Origin of the sequence: Sphaerisporangium sp. NPDC005289, assembly GCF_040607455.1 — a bacterium.
Taxonomy (GTDB): domain Bacteria; phylum Actinomycetota; class Actinomycetes; order Streptosporangiales; family Streptosporangiaceae; genus Sphaerisporangium; species Sphaerisporangium rhizosphaerae.
Genome location: NZ_JBEXGS010000003.1, coordinates 166,400 through 193,272 on the forward strand (window position 1 = coordinate 166,400; position 26,873 = coordinate 193,272).

The 26,873-nt window shown below is 71.2% G+C and carries 23 protein-coding genes and 1 pseudogene; 8 read left to right on the forward strand and 16 right to left on the reverse strand.

Annotation, left to right across the window (positions count from 1 at the left end; genetic code table 11):
- Positions 1-84: 84 nt before the first annotated feature.
- Positions 85-1,704, forward strand: a complete 1,620-nt coding sequence (locus ABZT47_RS06415) for an FAD-binding oxidoreductase (protein WP_354836869.1) — start codon at positions 85-87, stop codon at positions 1,702-1,704.
- Positions 1,705-1,848: 144 nt separating this feature from the next.
- Here ABZT47_RS06415 and ABZT47_RS06420 read toward each other — a convergent pair whose 3' ends face one another.
- Entirely contained in the window at positions 1,849-2,223 is a 375-nt protein-coding gene (locus tag ABZT47_RS06420; RefSeq protein WP_354836871.1) for a helix-turn-helix domain-containing protein, read from the reverse strand.
- Between the two features lie 195 nt (positions 2,224-2,418).
- On the opposite strand from ABZT47_RS06420, the gene ABZT47_RS06425 reads away from it, so the two are divergent.
- The 3 genes from ABZT47_RS06425 (at position 2,419) to ABZT47_RS06435 (ending at position 5,067) form a co-directional block, all read left to right on the forward strand.
- Positions 2,419-3,288 (forward strand): NAD(P)H-binding protein, encoded by an 870-nt coding sequence (locus ABZT47_RS06425; RefSeq protein ID WP_354836873.1) that lies wholly within the window; start codon positions 2,419-2,421, stop codon positions 3,286-3,288.
- A 320-nt stretch (positions 3,289-3,608) separates the two neighbouring features.
- Entirely contained in the window at positions 3,609-4,040 is a 432-nt protein-coding gene (locus ABZT47_RS06430; RefSeq protein WP_354836875.1) for a VOC family protein, read from the forward strand.
- Between the two features lie 76 nt (positions 4,041-4,116).
- The gene (locus ABZT47_RS06435) at positions 4,117-5,067 is read left to right on the forward strand and encodes a hypothetical protein (RefSeq protein WP_354836877.1); all 951 of its coding nucleotides are present in this window, start codon (positions 4,117-4,119) and stop codon (positions 5,065-5,067) included.
- A gap of 241 nt (positions 5,068-5,308) precedes the next feature.
- On the opposite strand, the gene ABZT47_RS06440 is transcribed toward ABZT47_RS06435, so the two are convergent.
- The 4 genes and pseudogenes from ABZT47_RS06440 to ABZT47_RS06455 form a co-directional block, all read right to left on the reverse strand.
- Positions 5,309-7,189, reverse strand: coding sequence for an acetoacetate--CoA ligase (locus ABZT47_RS06440; RefSeq protein ID WP_354836879.1), 1,881 nt, complete (start codon positions 7,187-7,189; stop codon positions 5,309-5,311).
- 337 nt (positions 7,190-7,526) lie between these two features.
- A complete protein-coding gene (locus ABZT47_RS06445) occupies positions 7,527-8,474 on the reverse strand; it encodes a DUF2218 domain-containing protein (protein ID WP_354836881.1) in 948 nt (315 codons plus the stop codon).
- 267 nt (positions 8,475-8,741) lie between these two features.
- The gene (locus ABZT47_RS06450; RefSeq protein WP_354836883.1) at positions 8,742-8,969 is read right to left on the reverse strand and encodes a DUF397 domain-containing protein; all 228 of its coding nucleotides are present in this window, start codon (positions 8,967-8,969) and stop codon (positions 8,742-8,744) included.
- A gap of 20 nt (positions 8,970-8,989) precedes the next feature.
- A pseudogene (locus ABZT47_RS06455) lies at positions 8,990-9,409 on the reverse strand (DUF5753 domain-containing protein); the annotation flags it as partial.
- Between the two features lie 1,280 nt (positions 9,410-10,689).
- Here ABZT47_RS06455 and ABZT47_RS06460 point away from each other — a divergent pair.
- Positions 10,690-13,083: a tetratricopeptide repeat protein gene (locus ABZT47_RS06460; protein ID WP_354836885.1), complete on the forward strand. Its 2,394-nt coding sequence runs from the start codon at positions 10,690-10,692 to the stop codon at positions 13,081-13,083.
- A gap of 73 nt (positions 13,084-13,156) precedes the next feature.
- The gene (locus ABZT47_RS06465; RefSeq protein ID WP_354836887.1) at positions 13,157-13,696 is read left to right on the forward strand and encodes a Scr1 family TA system antitoxin-like transcriptional regulator; all 540 of its coding nucleotides are present in this window, start codon (positions 13,157-13,159) and stop codon (positions 13,694-13,696) included.
- Positions 13,697-13,794: 98 nt separating this feature from the next.
- Here ABZT47_RS06465 and ABZT47_RS06470 read toward each other — a convergent pair whose 3' ends face one another.
- From ABZT47_RS06470 to ABZT47_RS06520, 11 genes are all read right to left on the reverse strand, one after another.
- Positions 13,795-14,502, reverse strand: coding sequence for a haloacid dehalogenase-like hydrolase (locus ABZT47_RS06470; RefSeq protein ID WP_354836889.1), 708 nt, complete (start codon positions 14,500-14,502; stop codon positions 13,795-13,797).
- A 156-nt stretch (positions 14,503-14,658) separates the two neighbouring features.
- Positions 14,659-15,297 (reverse strand): HAD family hydrolase, encoded by a 639-nt coding sequence (locus ABZT47_RS06475; RefSeq protein WP_354836891.1) that lies wholly within the window; start codon positions 15,295-15,297, stop codon positions 14,659-14,661.
- A gap of 193 nt (positions 15,298-15,490) precedes the next feature.
- Positions 15,491-15,997, reverse strand: coding sequence for a hypothetical protein (locus ABZT47_RS06480; protein WP_354836893.1), 507 nt, complete (start codon positions 15,995-15,997; stop codon positions 15,491-15,493).
- Between the two features lie 133 nt (positions 15,998-16,130).
- Positions 16,131-16,874, reverse strand: coding sequence for a hypothetical protein (locus tag ABZT47_RS06485; protein ID WP_354836895.1), 744 nt, complete (start codon positions 16,872-16,874; stop codon positions 16,131-16,133).
- 381 nt (positions 16,875-17,255) lie between these two features.
- Positions 17,256-17,936 carry an HAD family phosphatase gene (locus ABZT47_RS06490; protein WP_354836897.1) on the reverse strand — a complete coding sequence of 227 codons (681 nt, stop codon included), beginning with the start codon at positions 17,934-17,936 and terminating at the stop codon, positions 17,256-17,258.
- A 112-nt stretch (positions 17,937-18,048) separates the two neighbouring features.
- Positions 18,049-19,800 (reverse strand): glycoside hydrolase family 3 N-terminal domain-containing protein, encoded by a 1,752-nt coding sequence (locus ABZT47_RS06495; protein WP_354836899.1) that lies wholly within the window; start codon positions 19,798-19,800, stop codon positions 18,049-18,051.
- Positions 19,801-20,351: 551 nt separating this feature from the next.
- Positions 20,352-22,022 (reverse strand): phosphoenolpyruvate--protein phosphotransferase, encoded by a 1,671-nt coding sequence (gene ptsP, locus ABZT47_RS06500; protein WP_354836901.1) that lies wholly within the window; start codon positions 22,020-22,022, stop codon positions 20,352-20,354.
- Between the two features lie 22 nt (positions 22,023-22,044).
- Positions 22,045-22,302, reverse strand: a complete 258-nt coding sequence (locus ABZT47_RS06505; protein ID WP_354836903.1) for an HPr family phosphocarrier protein — start codon at positions 22,300-22,302, stop codon at positions 22,045-22,047.
- 234 nt (positions 22,303-22,536) lie between these two features.
- On the reverse strand, positions 22,537-22,986 hold the full coding sequence (locus tag ABZT47_RS06510) for a PTS glucose transporter subunit IIA (RefSeq protein ID WP_354836905.1): 450 nt from the start codon (positions 22,984-22,986) through the stop codon (positions 22,537-22,539).
- A 23-nt stretch (positions 22,987-23,009) separates the two neighbouring features.
- Positions 23,010-23,246, reverse strand: coding sequence for a PTS glucose/sucrose transporter subunit IIB (locus ABZT47_RS06515; protein ID WP_354836907.1), 237 nt, complete (start codon positions 23,244-23,246; stop codon positions 23,010-23,012).
- 40 nt (positions 23,247-23,286) lie between these two features.
- Positions 23,287-24,321, reverse strand: coding sequence for an SIS domain-containing protein (locus tag ABZT47_RS06520; RefSeq protein ID WP_354836909.1), 1,035 nt, complete (start codon positions 24,319-24,321; stop codon positions 23,287-23,289).
- A gap of 159 nt (positions 24,322-24,480) precedes the next feature.
- Between ABZT47_RS06520 and ABZT47_RS06525 the strand changes: the two genes are divergently transcribed.
- Positions 24,481-25,221, forward strand: a complete 741-nt coding sequence (locus ABZT47_RS06525) for a GntR family transcriptional regulator (protein WP_354836911.1) — start codon at positions 24,481-24,483, stop codon at positions 25,219-25,221.
- A gap of 31 nt (positions 25,222-25,252) precedes the next feature.
- Complete coding sequence (locus tag ABZT47_RS06530; protein WP_354836913.1) at positions 25,253-26,821, forward strand: PTS transporter subunit EIIC; 1,569 nt, start codon at positions 25,253-25,255, stop codon at positions 26,819-26,821.
- Positions 26,822-26,873 lie beyond the last annotated feature (52 nt).

Sequence of the window (26,873 nt, forward strand, 5' to 3'; positions counted from 1 at the left end):
GATAAACCATGGGCCTTCTGGGGACGTCTCTTAGGACGAGCGATACCTTTCGTCGTCGATGACCGTTCCCAGAGATGAGTGATCATGCAACCCGCGCTCGACCGGCGGACCTTCCTGCGGGCCTCCGCCGTCACCGCGGCGGCCGCGGCCACCGCCTGCGCCCCGACCGGCACCCTCGCGAGGGCCACGACGGCCACGACGGGCACGGCGGGCACCGCGAGCGCCTTGGGCGCGACTTCCGCGGCTTCCGCGGCGGGCTCGGCGGGCTCGGCGCCGTCCGCCGCGTCCGCCGGCGGCACCCTGGCGCGCACCGGCGCGCGCGGCGGGCCCTCCCCCTCCGACTGGTCCTCCCTGGGCAGGGGCCTGGCGGGCCGGATGATCCGTCCCGGCGACGCCTCCTACGACGCGGCGCGCCGCCTCTACAACCCCTCCTTCGACGGCATCCGGCCGGGCGGCGTCGCCTACTGCGCCAACCCCTCCGACGTGGCCGAGTGCCTGGCCTTCGCCCGGCGGTTCGGGGTGCCGGTGACCTCGCGTTCGGGCGGCCACAGCTACGCGGGCTGGTCCACCGGCACCGGCCTGGTGATCGACGTCTCGCGCATGAGCTCCGTACGGGCCTCCGGAGGGCGCGCGGTCGTGGGCGCGGGCGCTCAGCTCGTCGACATCTACGACCGGCTGGCGGCGCACGGCGTCGGCATCCCGGGGGGCTCGTGCCCCACCGTGGGCATCGCCGGCCTGACGCTCGGCGGCGGCATCGGCGTCCTGTCGAGAAAGTACGGCCTCACCTGCGACGCTCTGGAGTCGCTGCAGATCGTCACGGCCGACGGGCGGGTGCGCACCTGCGACTCCCGCCACGACCCCGAGCTCTACTGGGCTTCACGCGGCGGCGGTGGGGGCAACTTCGGCGTCGCGGTGTCGTTCACCTTCCGCACCCACCGTACGCAGGACCTCACGCTGTTCTTCCTGCACTGGCCCTGGTCGCGGGCGCGCAAGGCGGTCGCGGCCTGGCAGTCGTGGGCGCCGTCGGTCCCCGACGCGCTGTGGAGCAACCTCCACCTGTCCCAGGACCCCGGCCTGGACGTGCAGATCGGCGGGGTCTACGTGGGTCCGCGCGACCAGTGCGAGCGGCTGCTCGACCCGCTGATCGCCAAGGTCGGGTCCCAGCCGTCCAGCCGCTTCATCACCCGCACGTCCTACCAGCACGCCATGATGATCGAGGCCGGCTGCTCCTCGCGCACCGTGTCCCAGTGCCACCGGCAGGGCGACCTGCCCGGGCGGACGGCCGACGGCCGCTTCCCGCGCGACGCCTTCAGCGCCAAGTCCCACATGGCCTACCGCCCGCTGTCGGCCTCCGGCATCGCCACCCTGGTCGACCGGATCTCCCGCCCCGGCCGGCACGCCGTGCTCCTGGACGCCCTCGGCGGGGCCGTCGGGCGCGTCGGACCCGGCGCAACGGCCTTCCCGCACCGCGCGGCTCTGTTCAGCGTCCAGTACTACGCGCACATGGCGGGCGCGGCGACCTGGCTGCGCGGCGCGCACGACGCGATGACCCCCCACTTCGGCGACCACGCCTACGTCAACTACATCGACCCGGCGCTGAGCGGCTGGCGCCAGGCCTACTACGGCCCCAACGCCGCCCGCCTCGCCAAGACCAAGGCCACCTACGACCCCGCCCGCCTGTTCCGCTTCCCCCAAGCCATCTGACCCCCCTCCCCGGGCGAGACCACGAGACCAGGACGCCACACACCCCACCCGACACACGCTGCACATGACCGGCGCCGCGTCGGCGAGTCGCGGTACGGCGGAACCGGCGCCGACAACGGCGGCCGGCCCGCTCCGTGTGCCGGGCTAGAGATGCTCGGCGTAGCGCCTGCGCGCGGCGGCGAGTTCGGCCTCGTGGGTGACCGCCCAGCGTCCGAGAGCGTCCAGGTGCTCCCGCAGCGAACGGCCGAGGTCGGTCAGGGCGTACTCGCTGCGCGGCGGCACGCCCGCGTGCACGGTACGGCTCACCAGGCCGTCGCGTTCCAGCGATCGCAGCGTGCGGATCAGCATGCGGCGGCTGAGCCCCTCGACCGACCGGTCGAGCTCGTTGAACCCGCGACCGCCCCGCGCCAGCAGCGACAGCAGCACCGGGCTCCACTTGTCGCCGACGCGGCGCAGCACCGCCGTCGCCGGACAGCCGTGATGGTCGTCGACCGTGACCGGCGCCGTGAGGCCGGCCATCGCTCCTTCCGCGACCAGCACTTCCGGGGCCGGCGCCTGCGCGATCGGCGCCTCCGAAGCCGGCGCCTCAGGGAGTGCTTCCTCCGCGACCGGCGCTTCCGGACCGGGTGGGGGGGACATCAATGTGCCTTCTACCGAGGGCGACGCGTCATCCACGAGCATCAGGCTACGCAAAAGGAACGGAAAGGAACCATCATGATCGTGGTGAGCGGGGCGTCGGGGAACCTGGGCCGCAGGACCGTCCAGCACCTCCTTACGCGCACGGACGCCTCTCGCGTCCTGGCCCTGTCGCGGACCCCGGACACGGTCGCCGATCTCGGCGTCCAGACCCGTCACGCCGACTTCGACGAGCCGGACGCGCTGACCCGAGCGCTGGACGGCGCGGAACGGCTGCTGATCATCAGCATCGCCACCGCCGACCGGCTGCCGAAGCACGCCCGCGCCATCGACGCCGCCGCGAAGGCGGGAGTCGGCCACGTCATCTTCACCTCCCTCACCCGTGCGGGTGACCCCGGCCATCCGAACCCCCTGGTCCCGGACTACGGGGCCACCGAGCGGATGCTGGCCGGGTCCGGGTTGCCGTTCACGGTGCTGCGCTTCAACATCTGGACCGAGATGCTGACCCTGGTCGGAATCGCCTCCCGGGCCGTGGCCACCGGGGTGCTTCCCAGCAACGCCGGAAGCGGACGGACCGGCCACCTGACCCGCGACGACAGCGCGGCCGTGGCCGCCGCCGTCCTCGCCGAGGGCGGCGGCCAGGGAGAGTTCCTCGATGTCACCGGACCGGAGGCGGTGACCGACGCCGACATCGCCGCCGCGCTGACGCAGGCCACCGGCCGCCCTGTGCGCCATCAGGAGGTCGGCGACGACGAACAGCCCCGGCGGCTCGTCGAGCAGGGCGTCCCCGAGCACTTCGCCCACGCCTGGAGCGCGTCGGGGGTAGCCAAGCGCGACGGCTGGTACGACGTCACCACCCACGCCGTCGAACGACTCACGGGCCGGCCCGCCACCTCGATCGCCGACCACTTCGCGGCGCACCGCGCGGAGCTGATCACGGCCCCCTAGCGCGCCGTCCACGACGGACCGCCGGGTCAGGCGCCGTACGACGGCGCCGACATCGCCGTACCACGACCCGCCGACCCGGCGCCGATTTACATCCAGCACCCGCCGGGTGGAGGACCGCACCCGATGAGGGCATGCGGTCACCGCACGTTTTCCTGGCCGCATCGATCAGAGATGTCCGGTGACCGCGGGAGATGGGGGACGCGGCTGGATCCGTCGGCACCTCCCCCGCGCGTGCCGAGTGCGGGATCTGACGGAAGATGGTCCTGCCCGATCCGCCGGGGCCGTCCGGCGGAGCACGCCGGACTTCAGGAGAGACCCGCATGGCTTCGCCCGTTCCTTCCATCCCCCGCTTCCACCTGGCCGTCCCCGTCGACGACCTCGCGGCCGCCCGGGCCTTCTACGGCGAGGTGCTCGGGTGCGAGCAGGGCCGCAGCTCCGACCGCTGGATCGACTGGAACCTGCACGGGCACCAGTTCGTCACGCACCTGGCCGCGCGTCCGCCGGCGGCGGCGCACAACCCGGTGGACGGTCACGACGTGCCCGTGCCGCACTTCGGGTTGATCCTGGACATCCCGGAGTTCCACCGGCTGGCTGAGCGCATGCGCGAGGCGGGCACCCGCTTCGTGATCGAGCCGTACCTGCGCTTCGCGGGGCAGCCGGGAGAGCAGTGGACGATGTTCCTGCTCGATCCCGCCGGCAACGCCCTGGAGTTCAAGGCCTTCGCCGACGACGCCCAGGTGTTCGCCATCTGAACCGGACGTGTTCCCGCGTTGACCGAAATGTTTAAAAGTCTATTACCGCTCAGTAGCGCCGCTACGCTCATACGCCGTGATCAATCAGCAGATCCCGGTAGAACATACCTCTAACGGGACAAATACCAGCGTCGCCGTCCCGGCCGCCGAGGCGGACGACGAGAAGCCAAGCGCCCTGGCGCTGCTCGAACGGATCGCCTCGGTGGTCCTGCCGATCGGCGTCGGGCTCTACGCGGTGCTCTACCTCGGTGTCGAGGCGATATACAACCTCTTCGGCATCACCCCACAGCAGGCGGGCATCGACCAGTCCGTCCTGTTCGGCCGGCTCTCCGGCACCTTGATCCTGATACTGCTCTGCGCCCTGCCCGCGCTCGGGCTGCTGGTCGCGTTGTACTGGGTGCTCGACAAGGTGACCTTCGGTGGCCTGTCGCGGCTGGTGCGATTCTTTCGGGAGCACCCCTGGGTGGCCGCGACGATCGCGGCACTGTGGAGCGGCGCCACCTACTGGGGCGTATTCAGCGTCCTGGGCGAGGTCACGGCCGCGACCATGGTGCCCATCGCGGTGGGCCTCGGCGTGCTGACGTTCCTGGTGCCGTTCCGTCTCATGCGTCGCAAGCCGGTAGGCCGCTCCGGTATGCGACTGATCGTCGGCGCCCTCACCGGCATCGGCCTGGGCTGGCTGCTCATCTGGCAGATGGTCCTCGCGGCCGCGGACGTGTATCAGTACGGCAAGGCCCAGCCCCTGCCGGGTATGGCAGGCAACTCCCTGCTGGATTTCGTGGGCTTCCAGGACCAGTGGGCCGTGCTCAAGGACGGCGACGACAAGCCGCTCTACGAGGGCCGCTCGATGCTGCTCCTCGGAGAGTCCGACGGCGTCTACGCCTTCTACGACTGCGAGAAGCAGATCACCCTCCGGCGGGCCGCAGAGGGCACCAACCTCGGCGAGATCATCATGGCCCCGGAACTGCCCAAGGGCTACGCCTGCGGTGCGAAGGCCGACGACCAGTCCGGCGACACGACGCAGTAAGCCGCCCCGCCCCCGTCGGGGCCGCCGTCCGCCGGGCGGCCCCGAGATCCCACCTCTCCGGCCGCCGTCCCCCCGGCGGCCCTTCTCCTGCCGGCCGCCGTCCCCCCAGCGGCCCCTCTCACTCCTGCCGGCCACCGTCCTTCTCAGCGGCCCCTTCCATTCCTCCTGGCCGCCGTCCTCAGGCGGGTCAATCCCCGGCCGCCATCCCAGGGCGGGCCCGTCCCGCTCCCCCGGCCGCGGCCTACGGGACGAAGTGCTTCAGGACCTCCGGGTTGGCCATGGCGCCGGTGTTGGCGGCCTTGTCCACCGGCGTGCCCAGCAGGATCTTGCGCACCGGGACCTCCAGCTTCTTGCCGCTCAGCGTGCGCGGGATGCCGGGCACCTCGATGACCTCGTTCGGCACGTGGCGCGGCGACAGCTCGGTCCTCAGTGCGTCCTTCAGCTCCGCGACCAGCGCCGGCGAGAGCTCCTCGCCCTCGGCCATCGTCACGTACAGCAGCAGCCGGCCCTCCTGTCCGAGCTGACCGGTGTCGATGACCAGGCTGTCCTCGATGGCGGGGAACCGCTCGACGACGCGGTAGAACTCGCTGGTTCCCATGCGCACCCCGCCGCGGTTCAGCGTCGAGTCGGACCGGCCGTAGATCACGCACCCGCCGTCCGGCAGGATCTTGATCCAGTCGCCGTGCCGCCAGACCCCCGGGTACTCGGCGAAGTAGCTCTCCTCGTACCGGGCGCCGTCCGGGTCGTTCCAGAACATGACCGGCATGGAGGGCATGGGCCTGGTGACCACCAGCTCGCCGACCTCCCCGATCAGCGGCTTGCCGTCGGGATCGTAGGACTCCACCAGGGCCCCCAGGCACCGGCAGGAGATCACCCCGGCCCGGACGGGCAGCAGCGGCACCGCGCCCACGAAGCCGGTGCACACGTCCGTGCCGCCGGAGAAGGACCCGAGCTGCACCCGCGGCAGCACGTCCGACAGCCACGCGAAGCCCTCGGGCGGCAGCGGCGAGCCGGTCGAGCCGACCCCGCGCAGCCGCTCCAGGCCGTCAGGGCGCAGCTCCGCCCGCATGGAGGCGATGATGTACGGCGCGCCCGTGCCGAAGTAGGTCACCCCCTCCTCCGCCGCGAGCCGCCAGAGCGCGTCGGCGCCGGGGTGGGTGGCGCTGCCGTCGTACAGCACGACAGTCGCGCCGACCAGCAGGCCGCCGACCAGGAAGTTCCACATCATCCAGCCGGTGGTGGTGTACCAGAAGAACACGTCCTGCTCGCCGAGGTCCTGGTGGAAGCTCAGCGCCTTCAGGTGCTCCAGCACGATGCCGCCGTGCCCGTGGACGATCGGCTTGGGCAGGCCGGTGGTGCCGGAGGAGTAGACGACCCACAGCGGGTGGGCGAAGGGCACCGGCTCGAACTCCAGCGGCCCCGCCTCCGACCGCAGTTCCTCCCACGACTCCGCGCCGACGACCACGGTGGCGGCCAGGCCGGGCAGCCGGGCGGCGATGTCGGCGACGACGTCCGAACGGTCGAACGCGCGGCCGTTGTACCGGTAGCCGTCCACCGCGATCAGCACCTTCGGGGTGATCTGCGTGAAGCGGTCGACGACGCTGGAGGCGCCGAAGTCGGGCGAGCAGGACGACCAGATGGCGCCGAGGCTGGCGGTGGCGAGGAAGGCGATCAGCGCCTCGGGGGTGTTGGGCAGGTAGGCCGCCACCCGGTCGCCGCGGGTGACACCGTGGCGCACCAGCCCGGCCCTGACCCGCGCGACCTCCTCGGCCAGCTCACCGTAGGTCAGGGTGCGCCGGCCGCCGGCCTCGTCACGGGCGATGACCGCCACCCGCCCGGGGTCGCCGCGCAGCGCGTTCGCCGCGTAGTTCACGGTTGCTCCCGCGAACCATTCGGCGCCCGGCATCGTTCCACTTACGACGGGCCCGTCACCACGCTCCCCCACGACCGCGAAATAGTCCCAGACCGCAGGCCAGAACTCCTCCGGGAAGTCGACCGACCATCGCCACAGAGCGTCGTAAGAATGCTCGGAACGTCCCAGCCATGCGGCGAACCGGGTGATCTTCGCATCGCGGACCACCTCGGGGGACGGCTCCCAGAGCAGCGCACCTTCCTCAACCATGGCCCCATCCTGCCCCGGCCCCGTCCCCCGCGCCATCCAGGCCGCCCACACACCCACGGCCCCCGGCCTGGTCCGCTCTACCGCCCGCCGACTCGTCGCGCCGTCCCAGAACACGGGCGCGATCATCACGCCGTCTCTGAGCCCGCGATCGACACACCGCCCTGGAGCCCGCCCGCGATCGACACGCCGCCCTGGTGCGGTGACCACCTACGTTCACCGGGTGCGGCTCTCCGCCCTCCACGCGCCGTAGTGATCGGCGCCGGGTCGGCGGGTCGTGGTACGGCGATACCGGCGCCTGCTACGGCGCCCGAGCCGGCGCACGTCCGCGGACAGCGCACTAGAGTCTGCGGGCGATCGTCACGCCGTCCCGCACCGAAAGCATCACCGACTCCACCCGGTCGTCGGCCACGATGGCGTCGTTCAGGGCCCGCACCGCCACGTGGTGCTCCTCCTCGTACGCCGGGTCGACGACCCGCCCGCCGAGGAACACGTTGTCCAGGACCACCAGCCCGCCGGGGCGCAGCCGCCGCACGATCTCCTCGTAGTACACCGGGTAGCTCACCTTGTCGGCGTCGATGAACGCGAAGTCGATGGACCGCTCTTCGGGCAGCGCGCGGAGCGTCTCGGCCGCGGGGGCGATCTTCAGGTCGATGCGGTCGGCGACGCCGGCGCGCTCCCAGTACGAGCGGGCGACCGAGGTCCACTCCTCGCTGACGTCACAGGCCAGCAGCCGCCCGCCCTCGGCCAAGCCCCGGGCGATGCAGATGGAGGAGTACCCGGTGAACACGCCGACCTCGACCGCCTGCCGCGCTCCGACCATGCGGGCGAGCATCGTGAGGAACGCGCCCTCGTCGTGCGAGACCTGCATGGTCCACGAGCCGCCGGTCGTCTCGCGCGTCTTCGCGGTCAGCTCCTGGAGCACCTCGTCGGGCGGGGTGCACTGAGTGGTCACGTAGTCGCCGATCAGCGGGTCGACGATGACCATCTCCTCGGCCCCCATGGGCGCCGACCACTCCACGGCCAGCTCCTCCTGGGTGGCGAAGCGCAGCAGGTGGCGGGTCACCACCTCCTGCACCTGCTCCAGCGACTCGGCGTCCCCGGCGGTGGCGATCATCTCGATCGCGACCCCGGTCGGCGTCAGCACGCAACGGCCGCGTTTCAACGTGATCACGCCACGACCGTCACCGGAGATCTCCGTGGTCGTCTTGTGCCCCATATGAGACACCAGTTGCTTGATGTACCGCCCGGGCCGGGCCGTCGCGACGTGCGCCGTCGAGTAAGGCATCGAGATCCTTCGTGGTGAGGAGGGCCACGGCCCACTCAGGATGGGCCGTGGTGCCGGCGCCCGGTCGCCCCGGCGGCCGACGGTGACTCATAGCCAACAAGGTAGGCGGTAGACGACATCCTCACCTCCTACACCGTGCTGACCCCCACCCCGTCGTCCCTCCAAGGCCACCCGGAACTCGGCTCCTCACGCCAGACGCTCGCCACCCGCGGCCTCACCTTGCGTCCAAGCGATCAGGCCCCGGCTGACCGCCAATAGCTCGACCGTTCACTCACCGAGAAAGTCGAACTCACCACTGCGGACTCCGGCTACGAAGGCGTTCCACTCGGCACGCGTGTAGACGATCACAGAGCCATCGGGATCATGGCTGTGCCGGACGGCGACGCGCCCACTGCCGTCAAGAACAGGGCCCGCCTCGACACAATCCCCTCCCCCACCATCGGCGCTGAAAGTGCTGATGTGCCATGCGACAGGAAGCATCTCTTGAGTGGACATTGGCGCCTCCATCCAGGACGTCAGCCGAGTTCCTCGGCGACCGCCACAATGAGATCCAACGACTCTTCGCTGCCAAGCGAATCTCGACAGATCGCATCGAACTTGAGCATAAGCCTTTGCGCCTCTTCCGCCTCGACGTAGATCACACCCGCAGGACTGGAGACGTAGGCGATCGCCGGATACGGCTCGGGCAGTTCGTAGATCTTGAATGCCCCGTCTGGACTGGCATGGGCTCCGCTGGCCTGCGGGAGCACCCTGATCTCTACGTGCGACTGCTTGGCGGTTTCGGTCAGCCGGCCGAGCTGGGCACGCATCACCTCGCGGCCACCCACCGTCCGGCGCAGCACGGCTTCATCCAGTACGACCACGAGCCCCGGCACACTTGCGGCCAAAACCTGCTGCCGGATAAGGCGGAACTCGATCCAGCGTGCGATCTGCTCCTCGGAGGACCGTGAGCGTTAAGGTGGTGGTCCCACCCGTTGCCCATGCCGCCGGGTGCCATTGCCGCGCCCACCCGAAAACCCCCGGCGCTGACCAGGGTGCCGACACAGACCGGTCGCGGCGCTGGTCCCAGCACGGGCAGATCGGCCACGACTCCCCAGCGGTACGACTAGCCAGTCCCCACGCCTAGGCTGGGCTTGCCGCTGAAGCTTCTGACCCAGGAACTGTGTCAGACCTACATCGATGTGTGCTGCGCGCCTACTTGCGGATGCCCTAGCTAGTTCCCGTCACCAGAGATGCTCAGGGGAATGGGGTTTCCCGAAACGATCAGCGCCCCGGCAGCACTCTCAAGTGATGCGGTAGAGGCCGTCGTCGGTCCGGATCGACCGGAGGCCCAATCGACGACTGGAGCAAGCGCTGGCGCACTCAGAAGGTCAGCGTCGTACGCGAGGGAGGCGGCGCTCTGCACTCCGGCTCCGACCTGCTGATGCCAGTATCTCGACAGCGCATCGGGTCCCCCCTACGCCGATCCGGGCGAAAAACGCCGATGAGTTCGTGTTGGCGGTGAAGCAACTTGTGTTGTGGGACGGCGCGCCTGGGCTACGCGCATTGCAGACGCGATCGGGCGGGCCGCTTCCGCGCTCCAAGCTCAACCCCGCTCGACTTCCCCGCACCGACTTCTTCGAAGCGTTCCTGGCGACCCTCGGCATCCGGGACAAGCAGCTGCTCTACCAGTGGGCCCCCGCGCTGGCGTCTCAGGATCGAGGAGTTACATCAGGCAGCAACCTGCCTCTCCGCCACGCCTTCGGCAGGTCACGCAAGACTCGGCGTGACCAACGGGTGCGGACTGCCGTCGGATCTCCACATCGACAGCCCGCACTACGTGGCTACGTCGACCATGGGCGGGGCCGAAGGTGAGCGATCATCATGGCGTTTCACGGATGCATGATCATGCGGATGCGCATGGATGATCGGACATCGAGGGATGAAATGACTACCTTCACGAGGGCGCGGACAGCGTTTCCATGTTCCCGCAGGTCACAGGCTCAGACTTACCGGTCAGAGCGAACATTCTGAACGGTTACGAGCTAGTGGTCCCGTTTGCGCTGTCTATCGTCTCGATCGACTTCGGGTGCGGGGGTCGGTAACGGCTTTGCGATAGGTCTGCGCTTTTTGTAGCGGGTCGGCCACTGTTGACAGGGTGGAAAGGTCTTCTTCGCCAGAGCGGGTATCCGGCTGCGGGCACGTGCTGGTCTGGGTGGCGGTAGGGGTGTCGCTTGTGCTGGTCGCAGCCGGTCTGGTGGGGTTCTTCGCCGACCCGATGCACCTGCCGGACAAGGTTCTGGGTGTGCTGGACCAGCGGGCCAGCATAATCAGCATGTTCACCGGGATCATTGGGTTGCTGGTGGCCGGGGCGGCACTATGGGCACAACTGCGCGCCCCCACCCCCCCGCCTGTGGCGGTGCCGGGCAGGACGGGTTCGCTCGTGATCAGCCATTCGTCCGATGGCCAGGTGATCGGGCAGTTGACCGGACCGGCACGAGTGAGCGGGCCAGGCAGTGTGCACGCCGATCAGCGTTCGGTTACCGGGCAGATCGATGCCCCGGTGATGACCGGCGACGGCGTCATGATCACCGGCGGTACTGTCGTGGGTCAGGTGGGCGGTGTTCATTTGCCGCCGCGGCCGCCGGTACCGGCCCGCCCGGTCCGGCTGGTACCCCGCCCACCCCAACTCGCCGGCCGGGACCAGGCGCTCGATGAGGTACACCAGCGGCTGAACGCCGACCCGACGCGGCCGAGTTTGCTGGTGATCCACGGACTGGGCGGGGTGGGCAAGACGAGCTTGGCGGTGGAGTACGCCCACCGCCACCAGCACGCCTACCATCTGGTGTGGCAGTTGCCCGCTGAGGACGCGACGGTGCTGTCGGCGGCGTTCACCGAGTTGGCGGCGCTGCTGGGCATGCGTCAGCCTGGGGAGACGGCCGCCCCGGTGCACCAGGTGCACGCCGCCCTGGCCGCCCGCTCTGACCCCTGGCTGCTCATCTTCGACAACGCCCTCGACGCTGAGGCGGTGCACACGTTTCTGCCGCCCGCTGGTGACGGGCATGTCCTGATCACCAGCCGCTCCGGGCACTGGCCGGCCCGGCACAGCATGGAACTGCCCGTGCTGGAGGACGGTCCCGCCGCCGCGTTGCTGATGGAGCGCACCAGCGAAGATGACGAGGATGCTGCTGCCGCGGTCGCGGCTGAGTTAGGTGGCCTAGCGCTGGCCTTGGAACAGGCCGGCGCTTATATCGACGCCACCGGCACCACCCTTGCCAGCTATCTGGACCTGCTACGCCGCCGCCGGGCCGCGGTGCTGGCGCAGGGCCAACCGTGGGGGTATGACCAGCAAATCGCCTCCACCTGGCGCTTAGCCTTTGAGCAACTGGCCGTCACCACCCGGCAGGCGATCGCCCTGCTGCGGTTGCTGGCCTGCTACGCCCCAGACGCCATCCCCTACCGGCTCCTGCTCATCCCCCTCGACCACCACGACGCCGCCGACCTGCTCGATGACGGCGACGGTCTAGCCGAACTGTTCGCCCTGCCGCACAGTGAACTGGATGTCAACACCGCGATTAGCGCGCTGCGCCGCCACGGTCTGGTTAGCCGGCCTACCGGCGGCATAGTCTCAGTGCATCGCCTGGTCCAAGCCGTCACCCTCGACCAACTCCCTCCACCTGCCCGCAGCGCCTGGAATAACGCAGCGGCCGCCCTACTGAAGGCCGCCCTGCCCGACACCCCACATCAGCCTGGTACATGGCCGCATTACACCCAGCTTCTGCCACACGCCCGCGCCGTCCTCCCCCTCACCTCTCCGGCGCTGCACAAGGTCGCCCGTTTTCTCGGCCACAGCGGGGACTACCGCGACGCCATGGCCCTTACCCAAGAGATTAACCAGGCACTCACCGCCGAATCCGGCGCCGACCACCCCGACACCCTTACCACCCGGAGCAACCTCGCCGCTTGGACCGGGGCGGCAGGAGACGCAGTCGCCGCCCGCATTCAGTTCGCCACCCTGCTTCCCGACGTCGAGCGGGTACTGGGAGCTAACCATCCCGACACCCTGACCACCCGGTACTACCTCGCCGCATGGACCGGGGAGGCGGGAGACGCGGCCGCCGCCCGCGACCAGCTCACCGCCCTGCTCCACGTCCGAGAGCAGGTGTTGGGTGCCGACCATCCCCACACCCTGACCACCCGGAACAACCTCGCCTACTGGACGGGGCAGGCAGGAGACGCGGCCGCCGCCCGCGACCAGCTCACCGCCCTGCTCCCCGACATCGAGCGGGTCCAGGGCACCGACCACCCTGCCACCCTGATCACCCGGCACACCCTCGCCCTTTGGACGGGAAAAGCGGGAGACGCGGCCGCCGCCCGCGACCGGTACGCCGCCCTGCTCCCCGACATCGAGCAGGTACTGGGCACCGACCACCCCCAGACTCTGACCATCCGGAACAACCTCGCCTACTGGACCGGAGCGGCGGGAGATGCGTCCACCGCCCGGGACCAGCTCATCGCCCTGCTCCCCATACGCGAACGAGTACTGGGCGCCGACCACCCCGACACGCTGACCACCCGGAAAAACCTTGCCCACTGGACGCAAAAGCCCAAAAGCCAGAAGGGACTGTAAACCAACGGCTCTGTCCCGTATTCGGTGGTAGCCGTAGGTGATCACCTGCCAGCCTGAGGTGCGCCGAAGATCAATGATCTTGATCGACACGAGCCCGCTGGCGCACGTGAAGGTGCAGGTGCTTCCAATGTCGGCCGGACCGCATGCGGGCCTGAAAGACCAGTTCGTCATCCTGGACTTCCCTGATCCGAACGACCGGAGCGTGGTCTACCTTGGGACGGCCACGGACGGGCTCTATCTTGAGGAGACTCACCATATTGACCGCTATTCGCTCGTGTTTCAGCATTTGTGTGCGGCTGCGCTGAGTGTCGATGCGTCGATCGACCACCTGTCCATCATGCTGACCAATCGTGAGGCGACGATGGATCTGTCCCAGGCCGAGTGGCGCAAGAGCGCGCGCAGCAGCGGAGACGGCAACGACTGCGTCGAGGTCGCGACCAACATGCCCGGCATCGTCGCCGTTCGTGATTCCAAGGACCCCGCTGGACCGAATTTGCTGGTCACCGCCCTGGCCTGGCGCTTCTTCATCGGCGGGGTGAAGGCAAAGGAATCGGCGCTTGACGTGGTGCCCCGCGAAGACCACGAAGGCGGGACCATCCGGCCCGCGCGGTAGGCCCGAACGCCCTCATCTGCCTGCGCCAAGCGCTCGCCGACCAGGGCCTCGCCTTCGCCGGGAACAACTGACCGCGGCCGGCACTCGTGTGCCGCGGGTCAGCCTGCCTTGCGGTCCGCGGGGGTGGTGAGGCGGGCGACGGCGGCGACCAGGGCGGGGGCGTCGGTCAGGTCGGGGAGCACGATGTCGGCGCCGGCCTCGCGCAGTTCGGTCGCCGTCGAACGGCCGGAGGCGACGGCGATCATGGACGCCCCGGCGATGCGCGCCGCCTGGACGTCCCTGGCCGAGTCGCCGATCAGCACGGTGTTCGCGCCGTCGCACCGGAAGCCGTACAACGCCTTGACCCTGCCCTGGGCCACCTGCAGCAGGGTGGCCTTGGGGTAGACCTCCTCGCCGTAGCCGCCGACCTCGACGTCGACGTACTTGTCCAGGCCGAAGGCGTTCAGCTTGAGCGCGGCGTTGCTCTTGATGGTGCCGGTGAGCACCGACTGGACGACGCCGTCGAGGCGGGCCACCGCCTTGAGCGCCTCCTTGGCGCCGGGCATGACCTGCCCGTCCTTGTTCAGCCGCTTGCGCCGCGCGGCGAACGACCGGGCCAGGGCGTCGATGAACCGGGGAAGGTGATCGTCGCCGGTCACGATGCCGTTGATGGCGAGCGTCTCGAAGATGATCTCAGAGTCGGGACGGCCCATCGCGGGCGCGAGCTTGACCAGCGGGCGCCCCGTGACCTGCCGGAAGGCGTCGGCGTACGCGTCGCGGGTGACGATCGTCACGTCGACCAGGGTGAGGTCGATGTTCCAGAGCACGAGACGGTTAATGGGGGGCCTCCGAACGCACGCGAACCAGGTGCGCTCAGGGTACGACGACCGCGCACCCACCACGGCGAGAGATGCCCAACTCGTCACCCTCACCCGGCATATGTCCGCTTCTCCGTCCACCGGCGGCGGCGACGGAACGGCGGATCAGCGGGCGTGGGCGAAAGCCGCCGACAGGGAGTCGACCACCGGGAAGCCGGAGGCGGCCAGGTCGGCTCGGCTGGTCATGCCGCCCGCGTAGAGCACGGCCGAGGCGCCCACGTGCTCGGCCGCGTGCGCGTCGTCCAGGCTGTCGCCGATCACCAGGATGCGCGACGGCTTGACCTCCAGCGACTCGATGTGGGCCACCATGTGCTCGGCCTTGCCGCCGCCCGGCGCGCCGGCGCTCAGGCCGTCGATGCGGGAGAAGTAGCGGTCGATGCCGAGCTCGGCGGCCTTGCGCACCAGCCGGTCATGCGCCCACATCGACAACAGCGACTGGGTGCGCCCGGACGCCGACCAGGTGTTCAGGCAGTCGATCGCGTCGGCGGCCAGCTCGGAGGCGTGCATCAGCTCGTGGTAGTTGTCGTGGAACGCCTGGTCGAGCCGCTCCCACTCGCCCTCGTGCAGCGGCCGGCCGAGCATGCGCTCGTAGGCCACCCAGATGGGCCGGGTGTAGGCCGCGCGGAACGCCTCGGCGTCCATGGGCGCCAGCCCGTAGGGCGCGAACACCTTGTTCGTGGCGCCGACCACCGCGTCGATGTCGTGGAACAGCGTGCCGTTCCAGTCCCAGATGATGTGCTCCATGGTGACCACAGCCTAATAGGCGCCCCCGACGGCCTCCATCGGGTTTCCCGGGCCGCCGGCCTCAACGGGCTCACCTGGCCCGCCGGCCTCCGAACGGATTCACCCGACGCGCGCCGACCTCCGAACGGGTTCACCGGAGTCCGGAGCCGGCCTTCATCGAGTTCACCGGGCCTGCCCGGACCCCGGGAAGACGTCAGGTCAGCAGGTCGGGGATCTCCTGGGTCGCGAACCACATCAGCTCGTGGTCCTCCACGCCGTCCACCACGAACCGCGCGTCGTCGTCTCCCGCGTCGGCGGCGAACACGGCGGCGATGGCCGCCTCGACGTCGGGCACCGCCCGCGGGTCGTCGACGTGGACCGCGGCGATCTGGTTCATCCGCACCACGACCGGGACGCGCACCCGGGATCGCTCCTCGAGGTCGGGACCGGAGGCGACGACGTCGTCGGGCACCTCGGCCGCGACGACCACCCGCCGCGCGGCGACCTCCACGCCGTCCGCGCGGTCGGCCGCGAGCATCCGCAGGGACGCCCTGGCCGCGTCCGTCAGGGCGACGTACTCCAGTTCCTCGGTGTCACCCGAGACGTACCACTCGACCAGCGCGGGCGTCACCGCGTAGCCGGTCAGCGGAGCGGGCCCGACCTCGCCGGCGCCGGCCACCCGGGCCAGGGAAGGGAGGGTGCACGGCAGGTACACGCGCATGCGTTCGTTCCTCGAATCACGATGGTGCCGGACACCGGCGCCACAGCGGCGCCGGTCACCCGAACGAGTGTGCCACCCCCCGCGGCACGGACCGTACACCACCGCACCGCGCCCCGGCCGGCGGCCTCGTCCTTCATTCCTGCAGAGGCAGGGAATTGGACGGGGAAGGGTCCCGCCGCCACCGGTACGTCGAGCCTTTCGCCGGTTCCACCTCGTAGCCGGGCAGTACTTTGACGCCCACGGTGCGGAAGGGCCGGCCGCCGGCGTCGATCACCGCAGTGCCCTTTTTGTCCTGGCTGCTCCAGTCGAGCAGGATCCGCCAGCGGCAGTCGCAGGTGCGGGTGACGCCGTAGACGTGGAAGACCTCGGGGTCGCCGTCCGAGACGCGAAAGGGGAACCGGACGGCGGACTGTTCGTCGCCGTTGTCGTCCACACCGGCGAACGGGCGCGAGTGAGACACCCGCTCATCGAGGTCCACGACGAAGTTGCGGGGGGTGATGCCGCCACACTGGCGGTGTTTGGGCACCACGACCCCGGCGGGCGCGCCGCGCTGGACCACCTCGACCCGCAGGGCGTGGAGCACGACGGCGACACCGCTCTTGCCCTGGACGGTGACGACGGCGTCGGTGTAGCCGCCGTCCAGGGCGTCGCGCTCCTGCGACTCCGAGATGCCCCCCTCCTCAGCCGGGCGTCGGGGCAGGATGGGAAGCACGTACCGGCTGGTCGCGTTTTCGCACGGGTCACGATTCACCGTCGTGGTCCAGGTCAGGGGCGGTGCGGCGTCGGCTCCGGTGACCGTGGAGAGCGTCTTGTCGAAGGCCGTGGTCAGGTAGCCGGTCACCGCCGCGGTGGCGGCGGCGGCCACGACGCCCGCCACCCATAGACGCGAACGCCTCAGCCTGCTGTGCCACCCCGGCTGCGCGGGCTTGTGCGAGCGGACGGGCCCGTGGCGCCTGTTCATGGTCACCGGCCGTCGACCGCCGCGGACGGCGTGCCCGGGCGGGCCGGTACGCGGTACCTTCCGGGCCGTCCCCGGAGGTGTTCGGAGGATGACACCAACGCACCAGCGGACACCGATGAACTCCTCGCCGAATTCGCACGGTCACCGTAAGCCTAGGGCCGCCCGGCGCGGCGCCGGGGGACATGGCGCCCATTGACCGCGTCCACCGAGAAACGGTGAAGAGCCCTGAAAACGCGCCGGACAAGTGCGCTCGTGGGATGGCTCGGTGGCGCTCGGTGCATCCGAGGAGGTCGCAGGTCAGACGGGTGCGCTCGTGGTGGGAGGCGGGGACGGGCGGAGGGTCAGCTCGCAGAGGGTTTCCAGGGTGGTGATGGTGGTGTCGGCGTCGCGGTGGTGCAGGCCGACGAGGCCGAGGGCCCGGGCGGCGTGGATGTTGGCCTCGATGTCGTCGATGAACACGCACTCCTGCGGGCGCAGCCCCACCAGGCCGAGGGCGTGGTGGAAGATGCGCGGCTCGGGCTTGCGCATGCCGACCTCGCCGGAGATGACGACCTGGTCGAAGTAGTGCTCCCAGCCGTCCCGCGTGTAATGGTTGCCCCAGGAGTTGGAGACCAGGCAGGTGGCCAGGCCGGCCTCCCGGGCGGCGCGCAGCATGTCGTACATCGGCTGCACCGGCCGGAACCCGGCGAACATGCGGGTGAGCAGGCCCTCGGCGACCGGCGGCACGCCGTGCAGCGTCACCAGGCGGGCCGCCAGGTCGCGCTCGAACGTCGCGATGTCGACCTCTCCCCGCTCCAGCGCGTGGATCGGGTTCTCGCCGATGGCGGCGCCCTGCTCGTAGGCGTGCCGGATGAGCTCTTTCATGAGTTCCCGGTAGTGCTCGGCGTCGATGCCGTCCGCGTCGAGCCACTCGGCGATCGCCTCGTGGAGGCCGGTGGTCAGCACACCACCCCAGTCGATGAGTACGCCTTTCACCATGTTCACTCCCTCATGTCCCTGCCGGGCCTTTCAGGGTAAGCCGAGCAACGCCCGAAACCACTGCCGGGGCCCTCCATCCCAGCCCCGCCCGTACCCGCCGCGTCTGAGAGGGCTACGGGACTCGCAGGGCGACCGGGAGGGTGCCCTTGGGGGTGAGGGCGCCGGTGAGCGCCTTGGCGGCGGCTCTGAGCGAGGCGTCGCCGTCGGAATAGACGGCGAGGGCCGCGTCGTACCCGCGCAGCCGTGCCAGCTCGTACGGGGCGCCCATCGACACCACGACGACCTTCTTGCCGGTGCCGCCCATCGCCGAGACCAGGCTCGCCTGCGCCGGCCCGGCGTCGCGCGTGGTGACCACGACCGTGTCGGCCCGCGCGGCGGCCGACCGGGCGCTCGCGATCTGCGACGACGTCGGGGTGTCGCCGGTGGGCGCGGCCGACGCGCCGTCGAGCATGCCCGCCAGGCGGCGCCCGGCGGGACCGGTGACCAGGACGTGACCCTTGACCGGGAGGCTTTTGGCGCCCTTGACCGGCGTCACGGAACGATCGGCGATGCGCTGGGCTGTGGTGCGGTGCGCCTTGGACCGCACGGCCTGGTCGTCGCCACCGGGGTCGGTCTGCGAGCCGTCGAGGATGCCCCGGGCGGCCTTGAGCGTCAGCAGCCGGGTGACCGATCGGTCGAGCCGCTCGCGGGAGATGCGGCCCGACTTCACGGCCCCGAGCACCGCGTCGTAGGCCTTACGGAAGTTCGGCGGCATGAGCAGCAGGTCGACGCCGGCCAGGACGGCGCGGACGGCCACCTCGGCGTCGCCGTACTTCTCACGCACGCCCTGCATGTCGAGGGCGTCGGTGCTGACCACGCCGTCGAACCCGAGCTCGTCGCGGAGCAGGCCGGTCAGGATTGGTTTGGACAGGGTGGCGGGGTCGCCGGAGGGGTCGAGCTTGGGCATCACGACATGGGCGGACATCACGATGTCGACGCCGCGGCGGACGGCCTCCTTGAACGGAGGCGCGTCCAGCCGCTGCCACTGGGAGCGGGTGTGCTGGATGACCGGCAGGCCGCTGTGGCTGTCGACCCGGGTGTCGCCGTGCCCGGGGAAGTGCTTGGCGGCGCTGCCCACGCCGGCGTCGTGGAACCCCTCGACGGCGGCGCCGACCATGGCAGAGACCCGCTTGGGGTCGGAGCCGAACGAGCGGGCGCCGATGACCGGGTTGGCCGGGTTGACGTTGACGTCGGCGACCGGCGCGAAGTCGAGGTTGATGCCGAGGGCGCGCAGCTCCTCACCGGTCACCCGGGCGGCCGACCGGGCGGCGGCCGGGTCGCGCGTGGCGCCGATGGCCATGCTGCCCGGCACGTCGGTCACGATCGAGCCCAGCCGCGAGACGACGCCGTTCTCCTGGTCGACGCCGATGAGCAGGGGGACCTTGGCGGCCTTCTGCAGGCCGCGGGTGAGCGCGGCGAGCTGGCGGGCGTCGCCGACGTTGCCCGCCCAGGGGAACAGGATGACGCCGCCCGGGTGGTACTTCCTGACGGCCGCGGCGGGACTGCCGACGCCGAACCTCGCCTGGTTCTCGCCGTGCGCGCCCTCGGCCCGCGGACCGTAGAGGACGGGCATGAACAGCTGGCCGACCTTCTCCTCAAGGCTCATCTTCGCCAGCCGCGAGGCCGCCTCGGGGCCGGGGGACGCGCCGCTCGGGGACGCCGCCGGCGAGGCGCCGGCGGAGGCCGGGGCGCTGGTGGTGGCGACGCCGGACGGGGCGGCGTTCGTGCGTGAAGGCGTCTCGCCGCTCGTGGCGGAGGTGGCGGCGCAACCGGCCGTCATCGTCGCGACCAGCACGAGCACCGCTGCGGGGGAAGGTACAGCCATGTCCCCCACCGTATCCGCGCCGCCGCCCGCCCGGACTCAGCCTGTGGACAACCCGCCGCCGCCCACCCTCGACACCACATTGTGGGCTGCCTGCGAACGTTGACCGGGCCGGGCGCCGTAGCGGGCGCCGGCATCGCCGTACCACGACCCGCCGACGCGGCGCCGATCACTCCAGCACATGGCCGGAGTGGAGAGCCGCGCCCGGTGAACCGATGTGGTCACCGCACAGGAGCGACCCACCGTCGCCGCCCCGGACTCGGTGTGGACGACTCGCCGCAGGCCCGGTCCTGGCGACGAGGCGCCGCCAAGGGGCGGTGCGCACGGCGGCAGGGCTGGCGGGGTGCTCAGAGGCCGAGGGTCAGGGAGGGCGGGCAGATGGGCGCGGGCGGCCACCCTGGCGGCGTCCGGGGCGCTCCAGGCGCGCACGGCGGCAGGGCTGGCGGGGTGCTCAGAGGCCGAGGTCGGGGAGGGCGGGCAGATGGGCGCGGGCGGCCACCCTGGCGGCGTCCGGGATGCTCCAGGCGCGCACGGCGGCAGGGCTGGCGGGGTGCTCAGAGGCCGAGGTCGGGGAGGGCGGGCAGGTGGGCGCGGGCGGCGGCTCTGGCGGCGTCCGGGGTGGTCTCGGCGCGCGCGGCGACGGCGGCGGCGCGGCACTGGTCGAAGGTGTGGCGCGACAGCGCGGCGCGCACCCAGGGAAGGGCGGGCGCGGCCATGGACAGCGAGCCGACGCCGAGGCCGACCAGCACGCACGCGAGCGCGGGATCGGCGCCCGCCTCGCCGCAGACCCCGCAGGGAACGCCCGCCGAGGCGGTCATCGCCACCAGGTCGAGCAGGACCGGCTGCCAGGGGTCCTGGAAGCCGGCCAGGGCGCTCACCTCGCGGTCGGCCCCGAAGGCGTACTGCGCGAGGTCGTTGGTGCCGATGGAGAAGAAGTCGACGCCGGGAGCGAGGTCGGCCGCGCGGAGCGCGGCGGCCGGGACCTCGACCATGACCCCGGAGGAGCGCAGCCCCGCCGCGCGGCACGCCGCCACGAACCAGGCGGCCTCCTCGGGCGTCGCCACCATCGGCGCCATGACCTGGACGTGGGCGGACTCCCCCTCGGCGGCGCGGGCGAGGGCCCGCAGCTGCCCGGCCAGGATGTCGGGAAATATGCGCATGATGCGGATGCCGCGCGCGCCCAGAGCGGGATTGGGCTCCTTCTCGGTGGGCGGCAGGAACCCCAGCGGCTTGTCCGCCCCCGCGTCCAGCACGCGCACCACCACCGGCTTGCCGGGGAAGGCGGAGATGACCTCGCGGTAGGCCGCCTCCTGCTCCTCCTCCGAGGGCGCGGTGTCGCGGTCCAGGAACAGGAACTCGGTGCGGTACAGCCCGACGCCCTCGGCGCCGTGCTCCAGGGCCGTCTCGATGTCGCGCGGCCCGCCGATGTTGGCCAGCAGGGCCACCGGGCGGCCGTCGGCGGTCGCGCCAGGACCGGTGACCGCCGCCACCGCCGAGTCGCGGGTGCGCGCGGCCTCGACCGCCGCGGCGACCTCCTCCTCGGAGGGCACCAGGCCGACCGTGCCGGTCGCGCCGTCGACCAGGACGAGCGTCTGGTTGACGATGGCGGTCGCCCCGGCGCAGGCCACGACGGCGGGCACGCCCATGGCGCGCGCGAGGATGGCCGTGTGGCTGGTGGGGCCGCCCTGCTCGGTGACGAAGGCGGCGACGACGTCCTTGGTCAGCAGCGCGGTGTCGGCGGGCGCGAGATCGCGGGCGACCAGCACGTACGGTGTGTCGCCCTTCTCTGGCAGGCCGCCCGTCCGCAGGCCGGCCAGTTCGGCGATCACCCGGTCGCGGATGTCGGCCAGATCGGCCGCCCGCTCGCCGAGGTAGCCGCCGATCTCGGCGAGCATGTCGTGGTAGCGCATGAACGCCTCGTACACGGCCCGCTCGGCGGCCGTGCCGGCGTTGATGAGGTCGGCGACCTCGCTGGACAGCACGGGGTCTCGCGCGATCATGGCCTGCGCGGCGAGCACGTCCCGCGCCTCGCCGCCCGCGGCCTCGCCGCGCGCCGACAGGTCGGCGGCCACGCGCTCCACGGCGGCCTCCGCCCGCGCCACCTCGGCCACCACGTCGCCGCCGTGCCGTGACCCGGCCGGCGGCTCGGGGACGGCGGCGCCCATGAGATAGGCCGGGCCGTGGCCCACCCCGGGGCTGACCCCGGTTCCCGTCAACCTCTCCATCGTCAGGCTCCGCAGCCGGCCGTCAAGGCACCGACACGATCGCGACGAGCTCGTCGAGCACCTTCTCGGCGCCGTCCCCGTCGGCCTGGATGACGATGACCTCGCCGTTCCTGACGTCCAGCGCCAGGATCGAAAGGATGCTCTTGGCGCTGACGGGCGTACGGCCCGGCTTCCCCACGGTGATGTCGATGGGGGCCTTGGCCGCGGTCTGCACGAACGTCGCCGCCGGGCGGGCGTGCAGACCCACCGCTGACTCCACGATGACCTTACGCTCGGCCACGGTTCCTCCTCTTTCCGTCCGGGGCGGTCCAGACCACCCGGTGACAAGCAGTGCGGCTAGCACGTTATTCCGAGATAGGGGCTATCTCCGAGAACGGCCAGCTAACACCGGGCAGATCTGGTGTGAGCGGTTCGGCAACGGACGTCGACGGCGTCGCCGTCTCACCAGTCTCCTACCCGCCCCCCGGCCGGTGGCAGGCGGCATGAGCGTACCTGGTCACCTGAGGCGAGGGGACTAGCGCCATCGGAACAGCTCCTCACCCGCGAGCACCGCGCCGTCGGTCCGGAGCGGGACGACCACGCCGGGAGGGGCGTCCAGCGCCACGACCGGGCAGACCGGGGACATTCCCCCGGCCGCGACCGCCGCCGGGTCCCAGGCGACGACCGGCCGGCCGGCGCGCACCCGCTCGCCCTCCCCGGCGAGGAGCCGGAACCCCTCGCCCTTGAGCAGCACCGTGTCGATGCCCAGGTGGACGAGCACCGCCCGGCCGTCCTCGCCGGCTATCACGTAGGCGTGCGGATGGAGCTTGAGGATGAGCCCTCCGATGGGGGCGAGCGCCTCCCCCGCCCGCCTGGCCGGGTCGATCGCCGTGCCCGGCCCCACGAGCCCTTCGGAGAACACCGGATCGGGCACGGCGGCCAGTCCCACGACATGCCCCGCCACCGGGGCGAGAACGGTCGTCATGGCACTCCCGCCGGCCGCGCGGCTCACTCGATGAGATCGTCGATGTCGGAGGCGATCGTGTCGGCGTCGGGGCCCACCACGACCTGGACGACGTTGCCCGCCGCCATGACCCCGTGGACGCCGGCCGCCCGCAGGGCCGCGTGGTCGACCTTGGAGGCGTCGCGCACCTCGGTGCGTAGACGGGTGATGCACGGCTCTATCTCGATGATGTTGCCGACGCCGCCGAGCCCGGCGATGATCGCGTTGGCGTCTGCCGCCATGTCCGTCCTCCTCGTTCAACCTCAGGCAACGCTAGCGGCGCTATTCCGTCTGCGTCACCTTGTTGAGGCCGCGAGGAGAGTCGGGGTCGATGCCCCGGCGGCGGGCGAGGGCCTCGGTCAGGATCTGCCCGGGGACGATGAGGCCCATCGGGGCCACCCACTCGGGCAGCGCGGGGCCGTTGAGGGCCGCCGTGGACGCCTTGGCCAGCTCGGCTCCGCCGCCCACGCCGTACGCGGACGCGCCTGCGCCGGTGACCCGGCGGGCCAGGGCGACGGTGCCGGGCAGCGTGGGGCCCTCGTCGGCGGCGACCAGCAGCGCGGGGGTCTTCTCGTCCACCACCGCGATCGGGCCGTGCAGCAGGTCTGCGTAGGACAGGCCCATGGCGTGCAGGTAGCAGGCCTCCTTGAGCTTCAGCGCGGTCTCAAGGGCGGTCGAGAACGCCATGCCGCGGCCCGACACCACGACGCCGGACACCTCGGCAAGCCCCTCGACCACGGTGTCGACGTCGCCGGGGTCGGCGATCAGCCGCTCGACGGCGTCGGGGACGCGCTGGAGGTCGTCGGCGTCGACCTCGGCCCCGAGGCCGAGGGCGAGCACGGCCAGCGCCGCGAGCTGGGTGGTGTAGGTCTTGGTGGCCGGGACGGCCTTCTCCTCGCCGGCCTGGGTGCACAGCGCCAGGTGGGCGGTCTGGGCGAGCGGCGAGTGCTCGCCGCCGTTGGTGATCGCGACGGTGCCGGCGCCGCAGTCCTTGGCCCAGGCGAGGGTCTCGACGATCTCCTCGGTCTTGCCCGACTGGGACAGCGCGACGGCGAGCACGCCGGTGAGGTCGAGCTTGCGCTTGTAGGTCGTGGCGATGGACGGGGCGGCGAGGGAGGACATCCGGCCGGCGCGCGCCTCGATGAGGTAGCGGCCGTAGACGGCGGCGTTGTCGGAGGTGCCCCTGGCGATGAAGACGAGCTGGCGGGTCTGCCCGGCCAGGGCCTTCACCTCGCCGATCCTCGGCAGCAGGGCGTCGAGCGTGGCTCGCAGCGCGGCCGGCTGCTCGGCTATCTCGCGGCGCATCATCGTGGTCATCGGTGCCCGTCCTTCGGCTCTGGAGGGCGAGATCGGGCCGTTATCGATCCGTCGCCGGTCCGTACGTTGACACTCTTTTCTGGCATGTGGTCTAGTCCGGACTAGACCAGCACAAACCTTAACTCAAACCCATGCGGAGATCGAGAGGAGGGAAAAGCGGTGGCCCAGATCGACCCCGACAGCCCGGTGCCGAAGTACTTCCAGCTTCGCGAGATCCTCCTCGACCTCATCGAGGGCAACGAGCTCACCATCGGCGCGGCGATCCCCTCCGAAAGGGAGCTCTGCCAGCGTTTCGGCCTGTCACGCATGACTGTACGCCAGGCGGTCGACCACCTGGTGTCCGAGGGGCGGCTGCACCGCGTCGCGGGAAAGGGCACCTTCGTGGCCCGTCCCAAGATCGAGATGGCGCTGCGGCTCACCTCGTTCAGCGACGACATGCGAGCGCGCGGCATGGAACCCGGCTCGCGCGACCTGGACCGGCGGGTGGTCCGGGCCAGCGCCCACCTGGCACGCGAACTCGGCATCCAGCCGGGCGAGGCCGTGCACTTCATCGAGCGGCTGCGCACGGCGGACGGGGAACCGCTGTGCATCGAACGGGCGCACATCCCGGTGTCCTTCGCGCCCGACCTGGAGTCGTTCGACCTGTCGGGCCGCTCGCTCTACGCGCTGCTGGAGACGCGCCACGGGGTGGTGCTGGACGCGGGCGAGCTGACCATCGACGGCGGCATCGCCGACCCCGGCGACGCCGACCTGCTCAAGCTGCCACGAGGCGGGGCCGTGCTGCTGCTCCAGCGGCGCTCCTTCTCCGGCGGCGTCTGCGTCGAGTTCGGGGTCTCGACCTACCGTGCCGACCGGTACCAGCTCCGCACGGTGCTGGAGATACCGACGCGGCGAGGCTGAGCCTCCCTTCTCGAGTCCTGGAGGAGAGCCGATGGGCCCCACTTCGGCCGACGCCACCCCGCCCGTCCCGGACACCTCCCGCGCGCCCGTCCCGGACACCTCCCGCGCGCCGGCCCCCGACGCCTCCCGCGCGCCCTCACGGCGGTCGGCCGTCATGGCGGTCCTGTCGCGCATCGGCCGCTCCCTCATGCTGCCCATCGCCGCGCTGCCCGCCGCGGGCCTGCTGCTGCGGCTCGGGCAGGACGACCTGCTCGGACGCACCGACAACGCCGTCCTGGACAAGATCGCCGAGGTGGTGGGCGGCGCGGGCGACGTGCTGTTCGACAACCTCCCCCTGTTGTTCGCCATCGGTGTGGCCGTCGGGTTCGCCCGCCGCTCCGACGGTTCCACGGCGCTGGCCGCGCTCGTCGGCTACCTGGTCTTCGACCGGGTCTCCCGCCTGCTGTTCTTCGACGCCTCCGGCTTCGCCGTGCACGACAGGGTCACCCAGACCGTCGTCCAGGCCGACGGGCGGGCCGTGGAGACGATCGACCTGGCGGCGGGCAACCCGACCGGCGTGCTCGGCGGCATCGTCATCGGGATCACCGCGGCGCTGCTCTACCAGCGCTACCACCGCATCAAACTGCCCACCTGGCTGGCGTTCTTCGGCGGCCGGCGGTTCGTCCCGATCGTCACCGCCTTCGCCGCGCTGCTGCTCGGCGTGGTGTTCGGGCTGGTCTGGCAGCCGGTCGGCCAGGGCATGACCGCCTTCGGCCAGTGGCTCGTGGACCACTCGACGGCGGGCGCGGGCATCTACGGGGTGGCCAACCGGCTGCTCATCCCGCTCGGGCTGCACCACTTCCTGAACTCGATCGTGTGGTTCCAGGTGCCCGACTGCACCGTGGCGGGCAAGCAGTTCGCCGGCGACCTCACCTGCTACCTGCAGGGCAACCCGGGGTCGGGCGAGTTCATGGCCGGGTTCTTCCCGGTCATCATGTTCGGCCTGCCCGCCGCCGCGATCGCCATCTGGCGGGCCGCACCGCCGCACCGCCGCCGCTCCGTCGGCGGCATCATGATCTCGGCGGCGCTGGTCGCGTTCGTCACCGGGATCACCGAGCCGATCGAGTTCGCCTTCATCTTCGTCGCCCCGCTGCTGTTCGTGATCCACGCCCTGCTCACGGGGCTGTCGATGGCGCTGGTCGCCGCGATGGACGGGCATCTCGGCTTCACCTTCTCGGCCGGCGCCATCGACGCCGCGCTCAACGCCACCAAGTCCAACACCGACGGGTTCTGGAAGATCATGCTGCTCGGCGTGGTCTACGCGGTCGTGTACTACACCGTCTTCGCCTTCCTGATCAGACGGCTGAACATCATGACCCCGGGGCGGGAACCCGAGCCGGACCTCGACGCCGGGGAGGTCACGGGACCGCCGGGCGGGCGCGCCCCCGCTTCCGTCGCTCCGGCCCCCGTCGTTCCCCCCTCCTCCGGCCACGTCTCCTCCGCTGCTCCGGCCTCGTCCTCCCCCGTCTCCAGCCCTGTTCCGGACGGCCCCGTCTCAGGCCGTGTTCCGGACGGCGGCGTTTCGGACGATGGACGGGCGAGCGGCGGGACGGCCGAATAGCGCGTCGGCGCGCCCGGGAACCGTGCCGCCATACCGTCATCGCGGGGCAAGC